We start from the raw sequence: 18,654 nt of genomic DNA on the forward strand, positions 1-18,654 counted from the left end.
GAATCCCCCGACCAAAGGATAGTATGGCGATATTGCCGGGAATACGGTAATTTTCGTGGATAAATAGATCAGGCTCGGACCTGTATGATCATCAGTGCGATCGTCATTTTCCTGTTTACCTATGCGGGGGTGGCCCTTGGAAGAGTGCCGGGACTGACCCTTGACAGGACAGGGATTGCTCTGCTCGGGGCGATCGCCATGGTGGTTGCCGGTATCGTGTCTATTGATGAAGCGGTTCGATCGATTGATTTTCCGACTATAATACTCCTCTACGCGTTGATGGTGGTATCGGCCCAGCTGCGTCTGGGAGGATTCTATACCTGGTCGGCACTCCGGATTACCGTTCTGCTTGAAAATCCCCGACTGTTTCTCCTTGTCTTGATGGTGGTGAGTGCCGTCTTTTCTGCCATTCTTGCCAACGATATCGTCTGTCTTGCCTTTACGCCCGTTCTCACATGGTCGCTCCTGCGGGCCCACCTTCACCCGCTTCCCTTTCTCATCGGTCTTGCCGTATCGACCAACATAGGCTCGGCGGCAACGGTCATCGGGAACCCTCAAAACATGCTCATCGGACAGATCGGACAACTTGATTTCGCCCAGTTCCTTTTCTGGTGTGCCCCGCCTTCCATCCTCGCTTTAGCTGGAAGTTACGGGCTTATCTGCCTGATATGCCGTGGTGATTTCCATAAAGTCGAAGGGGCGGACCCGGGCGTGGAATGGGGAGGACACTGGCCGGACTTCAACAGATGGCAGAGCGTGAAAGGCCTTATCGCCGTGACTTTTATGGTGGTGCTCTTTTTTTCGCCTTTGCCACGGGAGCTGTCGGCACTGGCGGTTGCAGGATTCCTTCTCTGCAGCAGAAAAATGAAAACCCGCCATATTCTGGAGCTTGTGGACTGGCATCTCATAACGCTTTTCTGCGCTCTTTTCGTGGTTATACAAGGCATTGAGTCGGTACATGTACTGGAAAGGATATTTGCCTTTCTCGGCACACAGGGATTGGATATGGGAAATCTGTCCTTCCTGACGGGTGTTTCAGCGGTCATGAGCAATCTTTTCAGCAATGTGCCGGCGACAATGCTTCTGACGCGTTTCCTCGACCCATCAAATCCACTGGAATGGTATACACTGGCCCTTTCCAGCACCTTTGCCGGGAACCTGATCGTCATCGGCAGCATTGCAAACCTCATCGTCATCGAACAGGCAGCGCGTCATGGTGTGCGGATTTCTTTCGCGGATCATGCACGGGTCGGGATCCCGGTTACCCTCTTTTCTCTCTGCCTGCTTATTCTCTGGATTTATTGGTAGTATCCGACAGGTGCGCGGGAATACCCACTGTAGAGCTGCCGCTTACAGAAGTTCGGCGGTCCCCTCCGAGATTGCCTTCGGTGTTCCCAGGACAAAAAGGATATCACCGGATTCGATCCGATCATCGGCAGACGGATTGTAGATAATTTCAGCGCCGCGGCGGATGGCGAGCACCGATATGCCGTATTTCTTACGCATCTGGACACGGCCCAGCGTTTCTCCTGCCAGGAGTGACTCTCCTGTTACCCGCACAGTGCTTATTTCCACTTCGGAAAGGTTCAGTTTCAGGGGTGAGAGGGATGTAGAGTCTCTCGAAAGTCCCCGGAACATTTCGTAACCTTCTGAACGAATATCGGAAACGAAGCGTTCGATGTCATCTCTTGCTATGAGGTAGTGAGCAAGTACGCGGGAAAAAATTTCTACCGAGGTCTCGAATTCTTCAGGTATGACGTCGTCGGCACCGAGGTCGATGAGGGGTTTCATCTCGTTCACGAAACGGGTGCGGACGATCAGATGAACCGCCGGCCCCTGCCGCCTGACGACTTCCGTGATTCTCCTTGTAGCCGCCGGGTCATTGATGGCGATAACGGCAATTCTCGCCTCCCTGACGTTTACCATCCGGACCACTTCTTCCTGCGTGGCATCGCCGTAATAAATGGGTAAGCCCCGTTCCTGCTCCCGGCGCACGGTTTCCGGGTTCATTTCGATGACAGCATAGGGTATGCCTGCCATTTCAGCCGCCTTTGCCACGTTTCTGCCGTTTACGCCGAACCCGATGATGACAAGATGTCCCTTTGTGACCGGCTCTTCCGGTTCCGGAAGAGGGTGGAACCCGGCAACAAGTCGCGCGGGGAAGGGCACCCGGAGGATCCTTTCCGTCATGCGGGGTGCGGATGCCAGAATAAACGGTGTTGCCGCCATGCTGATAATGGTGCATGCCAGGAAGAGCTGGTATATCTGTTCGGGTATCAGGCCCGTCTTGAGACCGGCTTCTGATAGGATAAAGGAGAATTCACCGATCTGGCAGAGCGTAAATCCCGTCAGCAGGGCGATCCTGAAGGGGACGCCGAGAATGATCGAAGCCAGCGTGCCCGTTGCCGTTTTCAATAGCAGCAACCCCAGTGTTACGAGAACGATCAGTCCCGGCTGATTCAGGAAAAAACCGACATCCAGGAGCATTCCGATGGAAACGAAGAAAAAGCTCGTGAAGACATCGCGGAAGGGTATAATGTTTCCCACTGCTTGATGGCTGTATTCGGACTCGGAAATGATCAGACCGGCGAGGAACGCGCCCAGCGCAAGGGAAAGACCGGCGCCTGACGTGAGCCAGGCGACACCGAGACAGACGGCTATAATGGTCAGAAGAAATATCTCACGGTTCCGGGTGCGGGCGACATGATACAGGATGTTCGGAACGATCCACCGGGCGCCGGCCAGGACAAGGAAGACAATCCCCGTGATCTTCAGGGCCAGCAGTATGAGCGGTTGGACGGTAAATGATCCGGCCCCGGTCAGGAAGGGTGTCATGAGCATCATGGGAACAACGGCGATATCCTGAAAGATCAGGATTCCCAGCGATGTTCTTCCACGGGGGCTTTCCACCTCAGCTTTCTCCTGCAGGAGTTTCAGCACGATGGCGGTGCTGCTGAGTGATATGAGAAATCCCATGAAAAGCGCTTCATTGAGCGGGCGCCCGACCATGCCGGCAAGAAGGAAAACGGCGATTATTGTCAGGACGACCTGGAGCGATCCCCCCGCAAGAACGAGCTTTTCCATTGAGAGAAGCCGCTTCAGTGAAAATTCCATGCCGATGGTAAAGAGCAGGATGACGATTCCGATTTCGGCAAGAAGCTTGACCTCATGCACTGCTCCCACAAGCCCGAATCCGTGCGGGCCTGCCAGGATCCCGGTTATGAGAAATCCAACGATCGATGGGATCCTGAGGCGAAGGCAGACGAGAATGACCGCGATCGACAGGATGAAAATAATGATGATGTCCTGCAGGAGAGGTATTTCCATGGAGTGTTTACTTCCGATTACTCGTTGCGCGTTTTCATTTCGTACGTTTGCCATACACCATACGGAATGGCAAAGGTAAAGTAAAGATATATCGATGAATATCCGGGAATAGGGGAACGGTGCTGTCGAAGGATTGACAAAGTGAGCGCCGGTGTGTTAGGAGCGGTTCGGTCCGCGGGATTCACGGGGCCGTTATACCATGGAAGGTGCGTGATGAGTGCCGTTCGATTGAAGGGAAACGTGGCCAACTGGATCAGGTTGTCCCGTCCAGCATTTCACTCCGTCGGGGTTCTTCCCTTTGTCCTCGGTACGGTCATGGCATGGAGGATCGAGAGTGTTTTCAACCTGCCCGTTTTTATCCTGGGGACGCTCGCCGTTATCCTCGTGATGCTTTCCACCTACCAGGCGGGAGAGTATTTTGACTTCCAGGAAGACAGCATTTCGAAAAGCATTTTCCCGAGCAGGTTCGCCGGCGGGTCGGGGGTGATGCAGGAGGGGGTACTTCCCCGCCGTGTCCCCCTGTGGACGAGTGTCATAGCGATGGTGGTCGCGGCACTGATCGGTATCGTCCTGCAGTTCGTTCTTGACACGGGGATTTACACCATTCTCCTCGGTGCCGTCGGGCTTTTCTGCGGGTTTTTTTATTCCACCAGACCCCTGCGGCTCGTGGAGCGCGGCGTGGGGGAACTGGTGATCGGTTTCTGTTACGGCTGGCTGCCGGTGGCCGCTGCCTTCTATATCCAGGCGGGTTATGTGAATCAGAGCATTCATCTGATCTCCCTGCCCATAGCCCTCACCATATTCAATGTGATCTTTCTGAACGAATTTTTTGATATTCCCGGTGACCGGGCGGCCGGCAAGAGGAATCTTCTTATCAGACTGGGGACCCGGAAAAGTGTTCTTTTGTACTGCGCCGCGTCGGTGCTTGCCTGGCTTGCCATGTTCACGACGATAACCGCGGGTGTTTCGCCGCGGGCCCTGTGGCTCTACCTGCCGGTCGTTATTCTTTCGTTGTATATCGTCATTTCATTGATCCGTGGCGGGTACAGACACTATCGATCACTGGAGCTGTTCTGCGGTCTGAATATCGCGGTTAACCTAGGGACAACGGGTGCCTATATACTTGCCTTCCTCTAACGCCGGATACCGGTGGGAACAGCAGGATGCACCATGAGATGACTACACCAATGGAACAGACTGTAAATTCACGAAAAAGAAAAAGGGTAAAACCCGTCTTCTGGCCGCCCACGCTGCTTTTCAGGCAGCTGGGGTGTGCCCTCTTCATGGGATACCTGAACGGATGGCGTAAATTTCCTCACTGGCTGGTTCATGACAGTCTGAAGTCCATCCCTGTTTCGAACGGCGCGTTGGGCATGGGATGTATCGGCTATCCCGGCCATCCCGCCTGGGAGGTCACGTCGGCCTGCAACCTGCGCTGTATCCACTGCCACGCGTCCAGCGGAAAGCCCGCGCCTGATGATCTGACCACCGATGAGGCAAAACGCTTCATTGATGAGCTTGCCGAGGTGCCGGAATTCCGGACCCTCGTGTATACCGGTGGGGAACCTCTGGTGAGGCCGGACATATTCGAACTTCTGAAACATTCGAAAAATGCCGGATTCGCGAACATTATCGCCACGAACGGGACCCTCATCGACGAGGAAACTGCCTTCAGGCTCAAGGAGCATGGTGTCGTCTGCAATGCCATCAGCCTCGACGCGGCGGACCCCGACATGCATAATTATATCCGGAACAATCCGGAGGCCTTCGACCTCGTTCTCCGGGGCATCGAGGCAACGCGAAAAGCAGGCATCCTCCTGCAGATAAATACGACGGCCATGGAGATCAACATGCCCTATCTGCCCGAGCTGATAGATTTTGTTGACGGACAGGACGCCGCGATCATGCTCATGTACCAGCTGGTGGCCGTGGGCAGGGGGGAAAAGATAAAGGAGATCACGCTGAAAAAGTCGACGAACCAGAACCTCAGCACCCTCATTTCCGCAAAGCAGAGACATATCAAGACTATCGTGGAGCCCGTGGCGGGCCCCCAGTACTGGCCGTACCTCCTTGAAAAACGGGGGATGAGGGGTGCTCTGGCGCTCAAGTTCGCCGAACAGGTCTTTCACGGATGTGCCGCCGGTCGGGGATTCGTCTATATCAAGGCCAATGGTGATGTATGGCCCTGCCCCTTCGTGGAAGTTACCGCCGGAAACGTCAAAAAGCAAACGTTCAAGGAGATTTACGAGGAATCGGAGGTCTTCATCAATCTGAGAAATCGTGAGAACACCCTGAAGGGAGATTGCGGAAACTGCCGGTATAGAACGATATGCGGGGGATGCCGGGGTCGGGCCTGGGCCTATTCGGGGGACTATCTGGGGGAAGACCCCCGGTGTTTCATTAAAGGCTGAAGACCGGAAAAATCTGCCCATTCATTGTGCCTCATGGCACACTTCTGCTATATGAAGGTCATTACGTTGGTTTTCGTATACGCATTCTTGAATATATCGCATATCAAGATAGAAAAAGGAGGAAAAACATGATCAACAATTTGAGCCTTGAACAAATGGAAGCGATCCTGGACGCATTGCCTATAGAATTCATCTTTATCGATGACCGGGAGCGGCTTGTGTACGCCAATAAAGAGGAGAAACGATCATCACCTGCCTCAGCTGCCGTGATGGGAAAAGACATCCGCGGTTGCCATCAACCACAGAGTCTGTCATTGATGGAACAATTTGTTTCTAATCTCAAGAGCGGTGTGAAAGATGAAGAAAATTTCTGGCTTCTTTTCCCCGACCGAAAGATATTGAACCGCTTCATAGCTGTCAGGGACAAGAGTGGAAAATATCTGGGCATGATAGAATACCTTTTTGATTTCAAGGCAGTAGAAGAACTGGCAGATGCAAAGAAAGACGCCCACGTACGGGATTATTCCAAGCAGCCCTCTGATGGTGAACCGACGGGATAAACCTGCAGGAGAAGCATTGTATCCATCGAGGCAATCGTGGGTAGATATATAATAAGTAGTTGCCGGGATCACTTTTCTGATGAGCTGATATGTTCAAATCCAGTCATCTGCAACTGTATCCGGCGACAGTTCCGCTCGTAAAAAAATCCCTTAATACCAGTAAAAATCATCGATAAGGATAAAGTAATAGAACAACCGTATTGGCATAATGTTCTTGATAAACACATAAAAGTTAATATGTTACGTATGGTGAGTATCGATTGGCATTGTAATTGCGACATAATTGATCAGCAGCTACGACGTAATAAGCCATCTTTATGGTATATATCAAAAACTGGTGGGATATTATGCGATGCAAATGGAATCACCGGGGATTCACGCTTATTGAGCTTCTGATTGTCATTGCCATAATCGGAATCCTCGCATCGATCGCGATGCTGCAAGTCACAGCATACCAGATGCACAGTTACCGGGCGGCGACCATATCGGACGCAAAAAACGCCTACGATGCCATCATGAACTGGTTCGTGGATAATACCTGCGTGGCTTGACTGCCAGACATCTCCGGGCTGGAAGCCTACGGATTCAGACCATCACCAGATGTAACCACTGAAATAACCAATCAGGATATTAAAAATCTAGAAATAACGTCAACTCATGATATTGGTGGGCATGTGGTCGTTGTACATGTGGACGGTTCCTTAACGGTCACGAGTCCTTGATGATGCGGTAAAACATCCATATGCGGCGACCACGCTTTATCCTTCGTCATTTCGAAGCACCTTCCTCAGTAGGATCAGGGTTTGTGTGCCTTTCCTTCAAGTTTTTTACAGAGTTTTCCCATCTTTCATCGGTGTTTTGAATGCGATGGGGTCTATCAGCTGTCTTCCGCCGCTTGACAATTCGCCGTCGCCGGGGCAGCATGGAGCATATACAGGGAGAAACACCGCGGTGAAGGAACGGGAATATATTCACAGAGAAGACAGGGCGAAAAAATATGATGATCTGATGTCACCCCTTGAATTCAGGGTGCTTTCCGTTGTGGTCGAGGAACTGATCGCGTCTCGGAATAACCGATCCCTCAAAGTCGTCGACCTGTGCTGCGGTACGGGACTGTTGGCCGGAATGCTTGGCGGTACGCCGGGTATCAGCTACACGGGCGTAGACATGGACGCGCGGTTTCTCGCGGCGGCGCGTCACAGAGTGCGCCACCGGCCCGGTTTCACCTTTGTGAGGGCAGACGTTATGACATACGGAAGCGAGCTTTCTTTTGACGCGGCCCTGATGACCTTCGGTTTTCATCATATCGAGGATACCCGAAAGGAACGGTTCCTGAAGCATGTTCGCGGACTTCTCAGGGACAGGGGTGTCTTCATCGTCGGCGACTATGTGATTCCCCCGTATGAAAACGAGGACGAGTTCGGGAAAGCCGCCACTGACTTTTACGCGCGGCGCGTGTCCTACCTGGGGGAGCATCGGCTCGTTTCCGATAGATATATTAATGAAATCAAAAAGTTTTGTGTTTCCTCAGCCGTCCACGAAGAATTTAAGATCGATTACCGCCGGACGGTGGATACCTTCGAAAGAAGCGGGTTCGAAAAACTGAAGGAGATCAAGACGTGGCCGGATGTCGATGTGTACGGTCATGAGCGGGTGGGGGATTATGTCTTCGTCTTCAGAAGGAAATGACCCTCCCTCGTGGCGATCTTCGAGATGCCCCGGAGAAATCTTCTGGCATTTCATGGGGAGGGTGGTACAATATGAACGTCGAATACCGGCAGTGAAAGAAAGGAGGAACGCGTTATGGCGGAAAAGAAATTAAACCTTCTTGATTTCCTGGTATTCCTGGTGACCCCCGAAGATTCGACGGAACGGTATCCTAATCCCGTGTTTGGCAGGTCTGACCCCGCTCTTGTGTATCTGCCAGGATATCAACAGGTTATGAAAACGGTTTTCTGGGTATTGGTCTCCGTCGCCTTTTCAGTGATGATTTCACAACTTCGTTAGAGCCCGTCATCCCGTTCATTGCCGCTCATGGACCTTGCAACGCTGCGAAGCTACCTTCAGAACAAGAGAAATGCCGTGGAGGACTATCCCTTTGGACCGGAATATATGGTCTTCAAGGTGGGAGGGAGGATGTTCGCCCTGGTGGCTGCAACGATCGACCCTCTTCGAATGAACCTGAAGTGCCGTCCCGAAGACGCCGTCGTTCTCCGTGATATCTATGAGGCGGTAAAGCCCGGCTATCACATGAACAAGCGCCACTGGAACACGGTGGTCCTGGACGGCAGCATTCCGGATGAGCTGGTCCGCGTTCTCATTGATGATTCCTATGAACTGGTCGTTGAAAAACTTCCCCGTCCGGTGCGGGAACAGATCCGGCAGGCTTCGAAATGATCGATATTACGGCGGCAGAAGCTCTCCCTCGCCGGTCTCACCGGTTTCGTTTTCCCGGTACCGGTCGAGATCGAGCTTGAAGAACTCGTCCTGTTCTTTTCGTTTCTGTTCTGAAACGTATTCGGTCGGCGCCGTTCCTTCCAGGTAGCATCCGTACACGTATTTCCGGTCGTCCGGATTTGCCAGCAGCCCCGTTTCGGGGTCTATCTTCACGAATTCGAGTCCTTCGGGCGGTGTGAAATATTCGACCGCCGTACCGGCGAGAACATCCTGCAGGTAATAGAGCGTGATGGGGCTGGCGGCCCGGGACCCCGTTTCGAATTTTCCCAGTTGCCGGAGGTCGTCATATCCGACCCAGACCCCCGTGACCAGGGAGGGTGTGAACCCCATGTACCAGGCATCTTTCAGGTCGTTCGTGGTGCCTGTCTTTCCTGCCGTGGGCCGGCCGAGGGCCCGCATCCGCCAGCCGGTACCCCGTGAAACCACTTCCTGAAGGAGATGAGATGTCATGTAGGTAATACGGGGGTCCACGACCTGTTCCGTCCGCGGTGTCTGTTCCTCTATGGTTCGGCCGGTACGGTCCACGATCCTTTCAATATAATAGGGTTGCACCAGCTTCCCCCTGTTGGCGAAGACCCCGTAAGCCCTGACCATTTCAAGGAGGGTCAGGCTTGAACTTCCCAGGGCCATGGAAAGATCCCGGGTCAGGGGCGATTCGATCCCCATATTGGAGGCGTAATCGGCCGCGTAATCGATCCCTATGTCCTTGAGCAGTTTTATCGTCACCAGGTTCCGGGATTTAACAAGACCGGTGGCCAGTGTCGTGGGTCCGTAAAATCGTTCTTCGTAATTCTGCGGTTTCCAGGTGCTGTCACGCAGGGTGTCTTCGAATATAATGGGCGTGTCCATGATGATCGTCGAAGGGGTGAACCCCCTGTCGAAGGCCGCCGTGTAAATGAAAGGCTTGAACGATGAACCCGGCTGCCGGTGCGCCTGGGTCGCCCGGTTGAATTCGCTCTTCCGGTAACTGCGGCCCCCGACCATGGCCCTGATTTTTCCGGTTTCCGCCTCCATGCTCAGAAGTGCCCCCTGTACCTCCGGTTCCTGTTCCAGGGCGGCCCTGAAGGATATGAGCGGCATCTTCTCTGCGGGTTCTTCGACGGGCGGTGCGTCCGACGCCGGCTTTTCTTCAACGAGATCCATGATTCTGACGAGGATGACATCGCCGGCCTTGAGCACTTCGGCGGGATCTTTGACCTTTGCCGTATTGTAGGCGACTTTCGGGTCCGGTTCCCGGGCCCAGGACATGTCTTCGAGCTTCATGGTCCCTTTGTATCTGCCGATCCCGAGCGACACTTCGTCGGCCTCGCTGTCGACACCGGTCACCAGCGCCTGGGTGATTTCCTCACTCTCCAGGGGTCTCTCCCCCTGTTCATCATCCATTTCTGCAAGAAATGAAGCTGTTCTGTCAGCCGGTATGTGTTTGAGCGCTCCCCGGTACCCCTGCCGCTTGTCCAGTTCCCTGAGCCCCGCCAGGACGGCCTTCCGGGCGGCCTTTTGCGCTTCGATGTCCAATGTGGTGTATACTTCGAGGCCTTCCCGGTACAGGACATCGCTGCTGTATTTCGACTGGATGTAACGGCGGACGTTTTCGGTAAAATAGGGGGCTATTTTTTCCTGCTCCCTTGCTTCTTTCAGGTTCACCGGCGCGTTGAGGGCGAGTTCCTTTTCATTGTCCGTGATATGCCCGTCCTCGGCCATCCGGTTGAGAACGTAGATCTGCCGGTTGCGGGCCCGCTCGGGGTGATTATAGGGAGAATACCGGCTCGGCGCCTTTGGGAGTCCCGCCAGCAGGGCTGCCTGTGCAAGGGTCAGGTCCCGGGCCTGTTTTCCGAAGTACCGCTGGGCGGCCGCCTCAATTCCGTATGTGCCATGGCCCAGGTATATCTGGTTCAGATAGAGGTTCAGGATCTCGTATTTTTTCAGGTACCGGTCGATGCGATACGCCAGGATCGCCTCTTTGAGTTTCCGGATGTAGCTTTTTTCGGGTGTCAGAAACAGGGATTTGGCAACCTGTTGCGTTATGGTGCTCCCGCCCTGGACGATCCTTCCGGCCCGAAGGTTCTTTATGAATGCACGGGCGATACTCTTGGTGTCGACCCCCCGGTGCTCGAAGAAGCGGGCGTCCTCTGCGGCCACGAAGGCCATGATGACGAACTTCGGCAGTTCTCCAACACGGACGACCTTTCGATCTTCCAGATAAAATTCGTCGATCAGTTCCCCCTTGCTTGCGTATACGCGAGTGATGATGCTCGGCCGGTAATCCTTCAGCGAGGCGATGCTCGGTAATTCATTGACGATAGTATAGAGAAATAAAGAGATTCCTCCGGCGCCGAGGATAAAAAGAAGCACAATGGCCATGAGGATCTTTTTTCCCGGGCCCCTTCCTTTTTTCCCGGTATCGCCTTTTTTCCTGATCGAGCGGGTTTCTGCTTTCATGCCTTTTCAGTAACGTCCCCTTTGTCCGGTTCTTCCGCGTTCCGTGCACGCTTTCTCTCGCCCAGTCTGACGATCCAGACACTGATCTCATAAAGGATCATGAGAGGAACCGCCATCAGGCACTGGGTGACGACGTCGGGAGGCGTCAGAAGCGCGGCGATGATAAATATGAGAAGGATCGCGTATTTCCTCTGCGTTGTGAGGGTTTTTGAGGAGACCATGCCGATCCTGGCAAGAAAGTACATGAATATGGGAAGTTCAAAAATGACGCCGAAGGCTATGAGGAGCTTCATGGAAAATGACAGGTATTCCCGGATGGAGAACATGGGTTTGATGAAGTCCGTGGTGAATCCCACAAAGAACTTGAATCCCAGAGGAAAAACCAGAAAATAGGCGAACAGCGCTCCGCTCAGGAAAAAGATGGTCGAAAACATGACAAAAGGGACGACATACCGCTTTTCCGATGAATAGAGCCCCGGCGATATGAATTTCCATATCTGAAACAGGGTATAGGGACTGGTCAGAAACAGGGAACCGAGGAGCGAGACCTTGAGATAGGTGAAAAAGGCCTCGGGGAGGCTCGTGAATATGAGAACGCTTTGGTCGGGGAGTTGCGTTACCAGGGGACGGGCCAGGATCTCAAAAAGCTTTTCCTTGAAAAAGTAACAGGCCACAAATCCGATGCCGACGGCAATGATGATATGAAGAAGCCTGGTTCTCAGCTCCTCCAGGTGTGTCGTCACGGGCATTTTTTCGTTGACATGTTCCGTCATAACAGAAATGGGCTATGCATCATGGAAGGCATCGGGGGATCGGGACGCTCAGCTCTCTTTTTTTTCTTCTTCGGCTTTCGTATCCTTCAACGTTTCCAGCGTAACAGAATCCTTGATATCCCTGACATCATTCTTTATCTCATCGACGTGAAGGGATTCCTTGACATCCTCTGTGGCTTTTCTGAATTCGGCAAATCCCTTTCCGAGAGACTTCGCGAGGTCGGGGAGACGCTTGGGACCGATGATGATGAGTGCGATTACCAGAATCACGATCAGTTCCGGCATACCGATGCCAAACATTTGGTGCTCCCTTCATAAAGAATAACAGCAGACTATATATTCTTTTGAATCTTTGTCAATCTGTTTTCATGGATTGCATTTCATATGTGCCTGTGTTAAAAATCTCCGTTCTTTGCAATGAAAACAGGGATGGTGGCGTTATGGACTCAATGACGGGAATTGTCCGGGACCGCCGGTATCTCGATCACGACCCGGGGTCCTACCACCCGGAGTCTCCGAGACGGCTCGAAGCGATCTACACCATACTTGACGGGGAGGATATGAGGGACCGGTTCGTTTCCGTGGAGTCCCGGTTCGCCACTCGCGATGAGATCGCCATGAACCATTCAGCATGGTATGTCGACCTTGTCGCCGGAACGGCGGGAAAACGCCATGCCTCCCTTGACGTGGATACCCAGACATCGCCGAGGTCATACGAGACGGCGCTGCTGGCGGCAGGCGGGTTTCTGAACGCGGTCGAACGTGTTGCCGCCGGTGAACTGAGGAATGCTTTCGCACTGGTCCGCCCCCCCGGCCATCATGCCGAAGCTGACGGCGCCGCCGGGTTCTGCATATTCAACAATATCGCCATCGGCGCCCGGCTCGCGCTGAAAAAGCTGCGGATGGAACGCGTTCTCATTGTCGATTGGGACCTGCATCACGGCAACGGCACGCAGCACTCTTTCTACACGGAACCGCGGGTGCTGTATTTTTCAACCCACCAGTATCCCTTTTATCCCGGGACGGGGCGCATTGCGGAGATCGGATCGCGGGACGGTCTGGGGTACACGATCAATGTTCCCCTTCCGCGTGGTCCCGGTGACGGCGAATACGTCCGGATATACAGGCAGATCCTGGAACCTGTCGCCCACGCGTACCGGCCCGACCTGGTTCTCCTCTCGGCGGGGTTCGATATCTACCGCAAGGACCCTCTGGGAGGCATGAACCTGTCCGTTCCCGGCTTTGCGAGCCTGACCCGCATCCTGATGAATATCGCCGATGCCTGTTGCGACGGCCGCTTCGTGATAACCCTTGAGGGAGGCTATAATATCGACGGTCAGGCCCAGGGGGTGAAGGCCGTCCTGAAGGAAATGAGGAACGACACGATGGTTTCGGAGGATTTCCTGGCACGGCTGGACAACGAATCGGACCGGCGGAGCATCGACCCGATCATTCAAAAGGTGATCGAACAGATCAAGCCCCTCTGGCAGGTGTTCTGAGACGTGAAACGAAAATTGGAAGAAGAAGGATAAAACAGCTTTGCACTCAGGCACTTATTTTATATATATGGAGGCCATCACGTGAAATTGACAAAGGCGGAAGTTGAGCACGTAGCCCATCTCGCGCGGCTCACCATTTCCGAGGAAGAAAAGGACATGTTCACGTCCCAGCTCAACGATATCCTGCTGTACATGGATATCCTGAACAGGATCGACACGGGCGGCATCGAGCCCATGACCCATGCCATATCGCTGGAGAACGCCCTGAGGGATGATGTCCGGCAGGAATCCCTTGGAACGGAGGCGAGCCTGGCGAACGCCCCCGACGATGCCGGTGATTGTTTCAAGGTGCCGCGCGTTATCGAATAAGAGGAACACCATGGAAAGCAGCAGTTTAACGATCCACGAATTACAGACGCTCCTTCGGGACGGGAAGGTGACGGCCACTGAGTTAACGGAATCGGTCTTCAATCGGATAGATGCCGTTGAGGATAAGGTCCATGCCTACATCACCCTCACCCGGGACGACGCCTTCGCCATGGCCGAACAGGCCGACAGGGATATCAGTGAGGGGAAGTTCCGGGAACTGACGGGCATTCCCGTAGCGCTGAAGGATAATATGTGTACGAAGGACGTGAGGACCACCTGCGCGTCCCGTATCCTCGGAAACTTCATTCCTCCCTATGACGCCACGGTCGTCGAGAAGCTGCGCGCCGCCGGTGCCGTATTCACGGGGAAAACGAACCTGGATGAATTCGCCATGGGCTCGTCAACGGAGATGTCCTGTTTTGGCGTGACCCGCAATCCCTGGGACCTGGAGCGTATCCCCGGCGGTTCCAGCGGCGGTTCTGCCGTGGCTGTGGCAACGGACGAATGCATCGCGGCCCTGGGGTCCGATACGGGCGGTTCCATACGGCAGCCGGCGTCGCACTGCGGCGTGGTAGGGATGAAACCGACCTATGGGCGCGTGTCTCGGTACGGCCTTGTCGCCTTTGCCTCCTCACTCGACCAGATCGGTCCCCTGACGAAGGACGTTGAGGACTGCGCCATCATGATGAACGTCATATCCGGATACGACCCGAGGGAATCTACATCGGTTCCTGCGGATGTCCCCGACTACCGCCGGTTCGTGGACCGGGGTATCGAGGGCTGGACCGTGGGCATTCCCCGGGAATACTTTACCGAGGGGATCGATCCCGAGGTCGAAACGGCGGTGAAAAAGGCCGTTTCCACCATGGAGGCCCTGGGTGCGCGGTGCCGGGAGATCTCCATTCCACACACGGAATACTGTGTTGCCATCTACTACATCATCGCGCCCTCTGAGGCGAGCTCCAATCTTGCCCGATTCGACGGTGTCCGCTACGGTTTCCGGGCCGCCGGCGAGACGGAACTGCTGCAGATGTACAAGGCAACGCGCTCGGCGGGCTTCGGTGACGAGGTGAAGCGGCGGATCATGATCGGCACCTACGCCCTCTCGGCGGGGTATTACGATGCTTATTACAAGAAGGCTTCGCAGGTGCGGCGGCTTCTCCGTGACGATTTCGACCGGGCCTTCAAGGAATGTGACATCATCCTGACGCCGACCTGCCCGACGGCTGCCTTCCGGATCGGTGAAAAGACGGATGACCCTCTCCAGATGTACCTTTCCGATATATTCACCCTCTCCGTCAACCTGGCTGGAATACCGGGACTGGTGGTACCCTGCGGGTACACGGGGAACGGACTTCCCGTGGGGGTCCAGTTTCTCGCGGGTCACTTTCAGGAGGGCATGCTCATCCAGGCCGCCGCGGCCTATGAGCGAGCGTCAGAAGGAGAGAAAAGGAGACCGGCGTTATAATGGAATACGAACCTGTCATCGGGCTGGAAGTGCATGCCCAGCTCTCAACGGATACGAAAATATTCTGCGGTTGCTCGACCGGATTCGGAGATGTCCCCAACAGCAATACCTGTCCCATCTGCATCGGCCTGCCGGGAGTGCTGCCCGTTCTGAACCGGAAGGTCGTCGAGTATACCGTAAAAATGGCGCTTGCCACTCACTGCCGTATCAATTCCTTCAGCGAGTTCGCCCGAAAGAATTATTTCTATCCCGACCTTCCCAAGGGCTACCAGATCTCGCAGTACGCCTATCCCATCGCCGAGCACGGCTATGTCGACATTGAACTGGAGGGTGGGAAGAAACGCATCGGCATCACGCGTATCCACATGGAGGAAGACGCGGGCAAGCTCGTTCACGACGAGGAACAGCCGCTCAGTTATGTGGATTTCAACCGTTCGGGCGTTCCCCTCATCGAGATCGTCAGCGAGCCCGACATGCGAAGCGCCGAGGAAGGTGCGGCCTACCTCCGGAGGCTTCATGAGATCCTCGTATACCTTGACATCTGTGAGGGGAACATGGAGGAGGGGAACTTTCGCTGTGATGCCAACGTGTCGATCCGTCCCCGTGGTGCCGGGCGGTTCGGCACGAGGACGGAACTGAAAAACATGAATTCCTTCAGAAACGTGCAGCACGCGCTGGAGTATGAGATCGAGAGACAGACCCGCATTCTGGAGTCAGGCGGTTCCGTGGTCCAGGAAACACGGCTCTGGGACGACCGTCACGGCGTCACCCACTCGATGCGGAGCAAGGAGGAGGCCCACGACTACCGATATTTTCCGGACCCCGACCTGGTGAGCCTCTCCCTGTCGGATGAATGGATAGCGGAACTGAAGGCGTCGCTGCCTGAGCTTCCCCTGGAGAAACGCGAACGTTTTGTGAGGGAATACGAGATCCCGCCCTATGACGCGGCGGTCCTGACGGCGAACCGGGCGCTGGCGGATTTCTACGAAGAGGTGGCGGGGCTCACCGGGAAACCGAAGATCGCGAGCAACTGGGTCATGGGTGATTTTCTGCGCTGGCTGAACGAGGAGAAGCGTCTCGTGGCGGAAAGCCCTGTCGCTCCGCGGTCGCTCGCCAGCCTGATCAATGCCATCGAAGAGGGTACCATCAGCGGAAAGATCGCCAAGGATATCTTCGAGGAAATGTGGAAGACCGGTAAAACACCGCAGGACATCATAGAGGAAAAGGGCCTGGAACAGATCACCGATGCTGAGGCCATCGAGAAGGTCATTGATGAGGTCCTGAAGGCGAACCCGAAACAGTACGCCCAGTTCAAGGCGGGGAAAGAGGCCCTTTTCGGGTACTTTGTCGGTCAGACCATGAAGGAAACCGGAGGCAAGGCCAACCCCGGTATCGTGAATGATATTCTGAAAAGGAAACTGTCGGGATCATGATACGACCGATCTACTGGGAAGCGGGCCGGGTCGTGATGATCGACCAGAAGCTCCTTCCGGACCGTGAGGAATACCTGACCTTCAGTGATTACCATGATGTTGTGGCGGCCATCAATGATCTGACCGTGCGCGGCGCGCCCGCCGTGGGGATCGCCGCCGCCATGGGCATCGCCCTCGGTACGTCCGTGCTGCCGGCGGAATCCATGGATGACCTGCGGGTGCGATTTTACCGGATCTGTGATGAGTTCGCCCGGACCCGGCCGACGGCGGTCAATCTCTTCTGGGCGATCGACCGGATGAAACGATGTTTTGAGACCGGTGCCGGATCGAGCATCATGTCCCTGAAAAAGGCCCTGGTCGACGAAGCCTGTCATGTTCTGGAAGAAGATATCGCCGCGAACCGGCGGATCGGTGAAATAGGAAGCGCCTTTATAGCCGACGGTGATTCCATTCTCACCCACTGCAACGCCGGCGCCCTGGCAACGGGAGGGCACGGGACGGCACTCGGTATCATCCGGACCGCCCGGGATGAAGGGAAAAAGGTCCATGTCTTCATTGATGAAACCAGGCCCGTTCTTCAGGGGGCCCGGCTCACCGCCTGGGAAATGATGAGGGAGAAAATCCCGGCGACCCTTATCACCGATAACATGGCCGGCTGGGCCATGAAGCAGGGGAAAGTGAACATGGTGATCGTCGGTGCCGACCGGATCGCCGCGAACGGTGATACGGCGAACAAGATCGGAACATACAGCCTTGCCGTTCTGGCCGAGGAACACGGCATCCCTTTTTATGTGGCGGCGCCACGGTCCTCCATTGACCGTTCGATCCCCGATGGTTCCGCGATCCCCGTTGAGGAGCGGAACGGTACCGAGGTTACGGTATGGAGGGGGATCCCGGTGGCCCCCGCGGGTGTCGCCGTCTATAACCCTGCCTTTGACATAACGCCGGGCGAACTGATCACGACCATCATCACCGAAGCGGGAACGGCCCACCCTCCTTATGAAGACGCGATCGGGCGTCTGTTTGAAGGATGATCCCCATGGAAAAGCTCTTCCTCTTTGATTTTGACGGTGTGATCGTCGACTCCCTTGAATTTTACGAGGAAGTGGCGCGGCTCTACTCTGAGGAGATCGGCCGGACCATCGCCCGGGACCGGGAAGAGTTCATGGACCTCTATGACGACAATTTCTATGTATCGATCCGGAAACGTGGTTTCGACCTCGAAGCCCTGGGGCGGGCGGCGAAGACCGTGGCACCGCGGCTTGATCACACGACGATAGAGGCTTTCGAGGAATGCTTCCCCGTCATAGAGAAACTTGCCGGGGACCATATCCTCCTGATCGTCTCATCCAATTCGAGGCGGACCATAGAACTGATACTGTCGAAATATTCCTGTATCGAATGTTTCCGGGAAATTCTCGGCGCCGACTTCATGTACAGCAAGGTCAAAAAGATACGTCATGCCATGGAAAAATGGCGGAAAACACCGGAGGAAACCTATTTCATCGGCGACACCACGGGAGATATCAGGGAGGCGAAGGCCGCCGGGGTCAGGACCGTGGCCGTCACCTGGGGCTGGCATTCCCGTTCGCGGCTTGAAACGGCTCATCCCGACCATATCATCGAGACTCCCGCCGAGCTGCTGGCACTGGGAGAATAGAACAAACGTCTCAAAAATGTAACAGTTCAGAACCGCTGAAGTTTCCACTTTCCTTTTGACCTGTATCCATAAAACCGCTATAAAAAACCTATCATCACGTACATGCAGAGGTGATACGCTTTTTCCACCGGGGCGATCCGTGAAGAGTGGATATCCCGTTCGCCGTCCCTTCCCTCGGTGTGGTCCTGTGTCGGAAGACTTGTCGGCATCCGTTTCCATGAATCAATAACAATTGAACACAAGGAGGTTGTTATGAAA

General features: G+C 54.7%; 19 protein-coding genes. 14 read left to right on the forward strand and 5 right to left on the reverse strand.

Going from position 1 to position 18,654, the window contains the following annotated elements:
* Nucleotides 1-84: 84 nt before the first annotated feature.
* Nucleotides 85-1,308, forward strand: a complete 1,224-nt coding sequence (locus JXO48_12465) for an anion transporter (GenBank protein ID MBN2284692.1) — start codon at nucleotides 85-87, stop codon at nucleotides 1,306-1,308.
* A 42-nt stretch (nucleotides 1,309-1,350) separates the two neighbouring features.
* Here the strand turns inward: JXO48_12465 and JXO48_12470 are convergent, their stop codons facing one another.
* The gene (locus JXO48_12470) at nucleotides 1,351-3,327 is read right to left on the reverse strand and encodes a cation:proton antiporter (GenBank protein ID MBN2284693.1); all 1,977 of its coding nucleotides are present in this window, start codon (nucleotides 3,325-3,327) and stop codon (nucleotides 1,351-1,353) included.
* A 213-nt stretch (nucleotides 3,328-3,540) separates the two neighbouring features.
* On the opposite strand from JXO48_12470, the gene JXO48_12475 reads away from it, so the two are divergent.
* The 7 genes from JXO48_12475 to JXO48_12505 all read left to right on the forward strand — a co-directional run bounded on the left by JXO48_12475 (nucleotide 3,541) and on the right by JXO48_12505 (nucleotide 8,695).
* Nucleotides 3,541-4,464 (forward strand): prenyltransferase, encoded by a 924-nt coding sequence (locus JXO48_12475; protein ID MBN2284694.1) that lies wholly within the window; start codon nucleotides 3,541-3,543, stop codon nucleotides 4,462-4,464.
* 50 nt (nucleotides 4,465-4,514) lie between these two features.
* Nucleotides 4,515-5,738, forward strand: coding sequence for a radical SAM protein (locus tag JXO48_12480; GenBank protein ID MBN2284695.1), 1,224 nt, complete (start codon nucleotides 4,515-4,517; stop codon nucleotides 5,736-5,738).
* Nucleotides 5,739-5,866: 128 nt separating this feature from the next.
* Complete coding sequence (locus JXO48_12485; GenBank protein ID MBN2284696.1) at nucleotides 5,867-6,298, forward strand: PAS domain-containing protein; 432 nt, start codon at nucleotides 5,867-5,869, stop codon at nucleotides 6,296-6,298.
* A gap of 347 nt (nucleotides 6,299-6,645) precedes the next feature.
* Nucleotides 6,646-6,849, forward strand: a complete 204-nt coding sequence (locus JXO48_12490; protein ID MBN2284697.1) for a prepilin-type N-terminal cleavage/methylation domain-containing protein — start codon at nucleotides 6,646-6,648, stop codon at nucleotides 6,847-6,849.
* 400 nt (nucleotides 6,850-7,249) lie between these two features.
* Nucleotides 7,250-7,987: a class I SAM-dependent methyltransferase gene (locus tag JXO48_12495; protein MBN2284698.1), complete on the forward strand. Its 738-nt coding sequence runs from the start codon at nucleotides 7,250-7,252 to the stop codon at nucleotides 7,985-7,987.
* Between the two features lie 114 nt (nucleotides 7,988-8,101).
* Complete coding sequence (locus JXO48_12500; GenBank protein ID MBN2284699.1) at nucleotides 8,102-8,305, forward strand: hypothetical protein; 204 nt, start codon at nucleotides 8,102-8,104, stop codon at nucleotides 8,303-8,305.
* Between the two features lie 27 nt (nucleotides 8,306-8,332).
* Nucleotides 8,333-8,695: an MmcQ/YjbR family DNA-binding protein gene (locus JXO48_12505; protein MBN2284700.1), complete on the forward strand. Its 363-nt coding sequence runs from the start codon at nucleotides 8,333-8,335 to the stop codon at nucleotides 8,693-8,695.
* Nucleotides 8,696-8,701: 6 nt separating this feature from the next.
* Here JXO48_12505 and JXO48_12510 read toward each other — a convergent pair whose 3' ends face one another.
* From JXO48_12510 to tatB, 3 genes are all read right to left on the reverse strand, one after another.
* Nucleotides 8,702-11,194 (reverse strand): PBP1A family penicillin-binding protein, encoded by a 2,493-nt coding sequence (locus tag JXO48_12510; GenBank protein ID MBN2284701.1) that lies wholly within the window; start codon nucleotides 11,192-11,194, stop codon nucleotides 8,702-8,704.
* The gene (tatC, locus tag JXO48_12515) at nucleotides 11,191-11,943 is read right to left on the reverse strand and encodes a twin-arginine translocase subunit TatC (protein ID MBN2284702.1); all 753 of its coding nucleotides are present in this window, start codon (nucleotides 11,941-11,943) and stop codon (nucleotides 11,191-11,193) included. Before tatC ends, JXO48_12510 begins: the two co-directional genes overlap by 4 nt.
* A gap of 72 nt (nucleotides 11,944-12,015) precedes the next feature.
* On the reverse strand, nucleotides 12,016-12,267 hold the full coding sequence (tatB, locus tag JXO48_12520) for a twin-arginine translocase subunit TatB (GenBank protein ID MBN2284703.1): 252 nt from the start codon (nucleotides 12,265-12,267) through the stop codon (nucleotides 12,016-12,018).
* A gap of 149 nt (nucleotides 12,268-12,416) precedes the next feature.
* On the opposite strand from tatB, the gene JXO48_12525 reads away from it, so the two are divergent.
* The 6 genes from JXO48_12525 (at nucleotide 12,417) to JXO48_12550 (ending at nucleotide 18,396) form a co-directional block, all read left to right on the forward strand.
* Nucleotides 12,417-13,466: a histone deacetylase gene (locus tag JXO48_12525; GenBank protein MBN2284704.1), complete on the forward strand. Its 1,050-nt coding sequence runs from the start codon at nucleotides 12,417-12,419 to the stop codon at nucleotides 13,464-13,466.
* 81 nt (nucleotides 13,467-13,547) lie between these two features.
* Nucleotides 13,548-13,835 carry an Asp-tRNA(Asn)/Glu-tRNA(Gln) amidotransferase subunit GatC gene (gatC, locus tag JXO48_12530; GenBank protein MBN2284705.1) on the forward strand — a complete coding sequence of 96 codons (288 nt, stop codon included), beginning with the start codon at nucleotides 13,548-13,550 and terminating at the stop codon, nucleotides 13,833-13,835.
* 10 nt (nucleotides 13,836-13,845) lie between these two features.
* A complete protein-coding gene (gatA, locus tag JXO48_12535; protein MBN2284706.1) occupies nucleotides 13,846-15,303 on the forward strand; it encodes an Asp-tRNA(Asn)/Glu-tRNA(Gln) amidotransferase subunit GatA in 1,458 nt (485 codons plus the stop codon).
* Nucleotides 15,303-16,736 carry an Asp-tRNA(Asn)/Glu-tRNA(Gln) amidotransferase subunit GatB gene (gene gatB, locus JXO48_12540; GenBank protein ID MBN2284707.1) on the forward strand — a complete coding sequence of 478 codons (1,434 nt, stop codon included), beginning with the start codon at nucleotides 15,303-15,305 and terminating at the stop codon, nucleotides 16,734-16,736. Before gatA ends, gatB begins: the two co-directional genes overlap by 1 nt.
* A complete protein-coding gene (mtnA, locus tag JXO48_12545) occupies nucleotides 16,733-17,770 on the forward strand; it encodes an S-methyl-5-thioribose-1-phosphate isomerase (protein MBN2284708.1) in 1,038 nt (345 codons plus the stop codon). The genes gatB and mtnA overlap by 4 nt, the downstream gene beginning before the upstream one ends.
* 5 nt (nucleotides 17,771-17,775) lie before the next feature.
* Complete coding sequence (locus JXO48_12550) at nucleotides 17,776-18,396, forward strand: HAD family hydrolase (GenBank protein MBN2284709.1); 621 nt, start codon at nucleotides 17,776-17,778, stop codon at nucleotides 18,394-18,396.
* Between the two features lie 77 nt (nucleotides 18,397-18,473).
* Here the strand turns inward: JXO48_12550 and JXO48_12555 are convergent.
* On the reverse strand, nucleotides 18,474-18,654 hold a 181-nt coding region (locus JXO48_12555), incomplete at its 5' end, for a hypothetical protein (protein ID MBN2284710.1).

This window comes from Deltaproteobacteria bacterium, assembly GCA_016933965.1.
GTDB lineage: Bacteria > Desulfobacterota > Syntrophia > Syntrophales > UBA2210 > JAFGTS01.